Genomic DNA, 5631 nt, shown 5'->3' on the forward strand with positions numbered 1-5631 from the left:
AAGCTAAATCCGTATAAGACAGTATGTGTTATTCGCCATTGAAACAAAATGCATCAAGTCTCATGATTTGATGAAACCTTGTGTGGGGGCACAAAATTATTTAGGACACTATTGATTCTGAACTGAATAATTTGTCGGATAGGAGAAATGAGCAACGAGCAGAAAGCTTTTATCCATTTAGTTTTCACCATTATATATTGCGAGTATCGACAAAAAGTATTACTTTTGCCTAACGAATACAACCGCATAAACATAAGTAATGGTTTTAAACTATATTTGGATAGCTTTCTTTTTGATTGCCTTCGCTTTCGGAGTCATTGGACTATTCATGGGCGATACATCGATATTCCAAGAGATGGTGGATGCTACTTTCGACTCCTCGAAATCGGCTTTTGAAGTTTCACTCGGATTAACCGGCGTGTTGGCACTATGGCTGGGCATCATGAAGATTGGCGAGCGGGCAGGAGTGGTAAACGTATTGGCACGAATGTTGAGTCCCGTGTTTACAAAGCTCTTCCCTGATATTCCGAGAAACCATCCCGTCATGGGATCGATATTCATGAATATTGCTTCCAACATGTTGGGACTCGACAATGCCGCCACGCCCACCGGTCTGAAAGCCATGGCACAAATGCAGGAATTGAATGTGAAGAAGGATACTGCAACCAATCCCATGATTATGTTTTTGGTGCTGAATACTTCGGGGCTGACCATCATTCCCACCAGCATTCTTGCTTTCCGCAGTGCCAACGGTGCCGTTTCGCCTACAGATGTGTTCATCCCCATCTTGCTGGCAACCACTGTCGCCACGATAGCTGGTATCATTATTACATCTGTCTGGCAACGCATTAACTTGTTGCAACCCGTCTTGCTCGCTACTCTCGTAGGACTGATTGGTTTTGTAGGGCTGGTGATTTGGGGCTTTGGGCAGATGGATCAACAAACCATGGGAATGGTAACATCGGTTGCTTCCAACCTCATCCTCATGTCGATTATCGTACTTTTCATAGTGGCAGGCTTTCTCAAGAAGATAAACGTTTATGACGCTTTCATCGAAGGGGCAAAAGAAGGGTTCACCACTGCCGTGAGAATTATTCCCTATCTGGTGGCCATCTTGGTGGCTGTGGGAGTCTTTCGCGCATCGGGAGCAATGGATTTGCTTATTCAGGGCGTCAGAAGCTGCGTGGAGGTATGCGGATTGGACACGCAATTCGTTGATGGTCTGCCCACCGCTTTCATGAAACCACTCTCCGGGAGTGGTGCCAGAGGTTTGATGCTTGAGACTATGAAGCATTTCGGTGCCGATTCCTTTGCCGGAAGATTGAGCTGTATTTTCCAAGGTTCCACCGATACGACGTTCTATGTCTTGGCGGTTTATTTCGGCAGTGTGAGTATTCGCTACACAAGGCACGCGGTGGCATGCGGATTGCTTGCCGATTTGGCAGGCGTGATAGCCGCCATCGGCATCTGCTACGTGTTCTTCTAAACGAAAAAGCAATATTATATAAATGGCAAACTTAAAATCATTGGCAAAAGATACGGCTATCTACGGACTTAGCAGCATAGCCGCTCGCTTCATCAACTATCTGTTGGTACCCATACAAACCGCCAAATTCAATGCCGCGGGAGGGCAATACGGCATCATTACCAACGTTTATGCCTACGTGGCTTTGTTGATAGTGATTCTTACCTATGGTATGGAGACCACATTCTTCAGGTTCATGAGCAAAAAGGGCGAGAATCCCGATACGGTCTATGCTACTACTTTGAAAATGGTGGGTACTACATCGTTGCTATTCATGGCAATTATCATCCTCTTCAATCAGCCTATAGCTTCACTATTGGGTTATTCAGACCATCCGGAATACATCATAGTCATGTATATCACGGTAGCCATTGACGCTTTTGCCGCCATTCCGTTCGCTTACCTGCGCTGCAAGCATCGACCCATCAAGTTTGCCACGTTGAAAATACTGAATATTACTTTCAACATCGTCCTCACTCTACTTTACTTGGTAGTGTTTCCTTCTCTTCAATTTAATCCGTTCGGTATTTACGATGCCCATTACACACTCAACGTGGTGTGGGTGTTCTATATCAATTTGTTCTGCACTCTGCTTACGTTGCTATTGCTTTGGAAAGAGTTGGCAGGCATTCGGCACGAATTCGACAAAACCGTTTGCAGGCGTATGCTTGGCTACACCTTCCCTTTATTAATAATGGGATTGGCAGGACAACTCAACCAATGTGCCTCGCAAATCATCTTCCCTTATGTCTTCGATGGTTCGGCAGCTGAAGCACGCACGCAACTTGGCATCTACGGAGCGTGCATTAAAATAGCCATGATCATGGTCATGATTACTCAGGCCTTCCGCTATGCCTACGAACCTTTCGTCTTTGGCAAGTCAAAGGACAAGGACAACAAGGAAACTTATGCCAATGCCATGAAGTTTTATGTCATCTTTACGCTTTTGGCTTTCTTGTCCGTTATGGCATATATGGACATCCTTCGGTATGTTGTGGGGCGCAGCTATTGGGAAGGATTGGAGATTGTTCCCATCGTGATGGCAGCCGAAATCATGTTTGGCATCTTCTTCAACCTAAGCTTTTGGTACAAGCTCACCGACAGAACGATATGGGGAGCTTACTTTTCCGGCATCGGAGCCGTGGTTTTGATAGCGATAGACCTCCTGTTCATTCCTCGTTTCAGCTATTGGGCATGCGCATGGGCAGGCTTCGTTTCCTATGCTGTCAGTATGTTGCTGAGCTATTACTTCGGTCAAAAGTATTATCCCATCAATTATCCTGTCAGGGAAATCATGTTCTATGTACTGACGGCTCTTATCTGCTTCGGTGGCATCACGGCATCCAACGCCTTCCTTCCCTCTTTGGGCGCGTTGGCAGTGAACACCTTAATTGTCCTGGCTTTTATGGCGATAATCGTAAAGCGTGATTTCCCATTGGCTAAACTTCCTTTTATCGGCAAGAAATTTCAGAAATAGTTTTCCCAATCTAACGAGATAGAATGAAACTCACAACAAAAATCAAGATAATCAATCATTAACAATCCAAATTATTATGAAGAAATCAACCTTAGTCCTTGCCGGTATGATGGCAATGAGCACGGCTCAAGCCGATGAAGGCATGTGGACGCTTTACAATCTTCCCGAAGCTGTTTACACACAGATGGTGGATTACGGATTTCAGTTACCTTGCGACCAACTGTTTAACAGCCCCAATGCCATCAGTAATTACGTTGTAAATTTCTCCGGGTTTTGTTCCGGAGTGGTAGTTTCGCCGGATGGTCTCGTTTTCACCAATCACCATTGTGGATTCGGTGCAATCAACTCCCATTCCACCGTGGAACACGACTATATGCGTGATGGCTTTTATGCCAAGAGCTACAGCGAAGAACTTCCCAATAAAGATATGTTCGTTTCTTTCATGAGAGGACAGGAAGACATCACGAACCGTGTAAATTCCCTTATCATGGGAAAGGACAGCGAGCAGCAAGATGCCGCTTTAGACTCGCTCACCAACGTTCTCACCGATTCTGTGAAACGCATAGACAAGACGCTGCATGTAGAAATAAATCCTTTCTATGAGGGTAACAAATACTATGCTACGACTTATCAGGACTTCACCGACTTGAGATTGGTCTTCACCGTGCCAAAGAGCATGGGCAAGTTCGGAGGCGACACAGACAACTGGATGTGGCCAAGACAAACTTGCGACTTCTCCGTGTTCCGCATCTATGCCGACCCGAAGACAAACGGACCGGCAAGCTACTCGAAAGATAATGTGCCCTATCACCCCGAACATTGGGCGCCGGTGAGCTTACAAGGATACAAGGACAAGGACTTTGCCATGACCATAGGATATCCGGGAAGCACCAGCCGTTATCTTTCATCATACGGCATTCGGGAACGTCGCGACATTGGTAATGCCATAAGAGTGCAAACCCGCACCATCAAACTTGCCATCATGAAGAAATACATGGACGCGGATGAGGCGACGCGCATTCAGTACGAAGATGGATACGCAAGCTCTGCCAACTATTGGAAGAACTCCATGGGTATGAATAAATGTATCGACTCCATCGGACTCATTGCGCAAAAAGCCGAATATGAAGCGAAGATAAGAGAATGGCTCAATGCGCAGGAAACGAAAGATCCCACAACAGATGTGGATTTCAAGAAGTTGGAAAGCCTATATGCTGAGGCTCGACCCTTATCCAATGCCCTAAACTATGCACAGGAATCGTTTTGGAAGACAACGGAATTCTTCAAACGCGCAATCCGACTCAGCCAAGATTTGCAACTCGAAGGTTCGGACGACCGACCCATGAAGCAATACTATCAATTCAAAGACAATAGCAACGAATGGAACTATGCGCTCGACAAAGAACTGACTGCCGCCATGATGAAAAACTTTGCAAAGATGTTGCCGGAAGAGTATCATCCCGCATTCTTCAAAACCGTGAAATTAAAGTTTGGAGGAGATTTCGACAAATACACCGACTATCTTTACAAGAAGAGCAAAGTATTCGTTAAAGGTGCAAAGTTCTATCCCAATGATGAAAAGAAATTCATGAAAGACCCTGCAGTACAAGTAGGGAAAGAACTAATGCATAAGTTCATGACTCTCGCTCTGAAGTCTGCCACCATTCGCGAACAGATACAGGCAGAGGAGAAGAAACTATGCCAAGCAAAACTACAGATGGAAATGGATATGCCACATTACAGTGATGCCAACTTCACCATGCGCCTAAGTTATGGACAAGTGGGCGGATACATGATGGGATTATTCAACAGTGGCTATTACACCACCGCAGAAAGCATGGTGGAAAAATTCAATAAAGCCAATGAAATCGATGATTATAAAGTGGAGCCTGTCATGAAAGAATTGCTCAGCGCAAAGGACTTCGGACGCTATCAAGACAAGACAACAAACAAAATGCAACTCTGCTTCCTCACCAATAACGACATCACCGGAGGTAATTCCGGCTCACCCATGTTCGATGGCAAAGGACAACTCATAGGACTTGCTTTCGATGGTAACTGGGATAGTCTTAGTTCCGACATCAACTTCGATCGCAACCTCGCACGTTGTATCGGCGTTGATATCCGCTACGTTCTCTATATGATGGATAAATGGGGGCATGCAGATCGACTGTTAAAGGAAATCAACCCAAAATAAAATCCTCATGCTTCATTCGCTCAATGCGAAATTGACATAATTCATTAAACCCAAATCGGTCATTAGAAATCACTTTAGTGCTTTTTCTAATGACCGTTATTAAAAACATATCGATGATATGGGCTTGTTATTCAGTAATTTACTGACTAAAAAACCATACTCTGCGAACCCATGACACCACCTGCGCCTGCCCGAGACAAGACAAAAGACAAATATAATCTTTGTTTAGCCGGATCGTTGAAAACGCGAAAATCCTTCCCGGCGATATGGGAAAAATTCAATAATGTCCTAAATTTTCTTCATTCATTTGTCCAAAGCTTACCTTTTGCTCCGTAAAAGCTAAGCTTTTGCAATGCAAAAGGTCATGAATCGGAGTGCAAAAGCTAAGCTTTTAAATCGCAATTAATATCATCCTGATTATCAATAGATTAC

General features: G+C 44.7%; 3 protein-coding genes. All 3 read left to right on the forward strand.

What is annotated here, in order from left to right; translation table 11 throughout:
* The first annotated feature begins 259 nt into the window (after window positions 1-259).
* The 3 genes from ETF27_RS09695 (at window position 260) to ETF27_RS09705 (ending at window position 5199) form a co-directional block, all read left to right on the forward strand.
* The gene (locus ETF27_RS09695) at window positions 260-1486 is read left to right on the forward strand and encodes a nucleoside recognition domain-containing protein (RefSeq protein ID WP_130830275.1); all 1227 of its coding nucleotides are present in this window, start codon (window positions 260-262) and stop codon (window positions 1484-1486) included.
* A gap of 22 nt (window positions 1487-1508) precedes the next feature.
* On the forward strand, window positions 1509-3002 hold the full coding sequence (locus tag ETF27_RS09700; RefSeq protein ID WP_130830274.1) for an oligosaccharide flippase family protein: 1494 nt from the start codon (window positions 1509-1511) through the stop codon (window positions 3000-3002).
* 76 nt (window positions 3003-3078) lie between these two features.
* Window positions 3079-5199, forward strand: a complete 2121-nt coding sequence (locus tag ETF27_RS09705) for a S46 family peptidase (RefSeq protein WP_130830273.1) — start codon at window positions 3079-3081, stop codon at window positions 5197-5199.
* The last annotated feature ends 432 nt before the right edge of the window (window positions 5200-5631 follow it).

The organism is Prevotella brunnea, assembly GCF_008016795.1.
Taxonomy (GTDB): Bacteria; Bacteroidota; Bacteroidia; order Bacteroidales; family Bacteroidaceae; genus Prevotella; species Prevotella brunnea.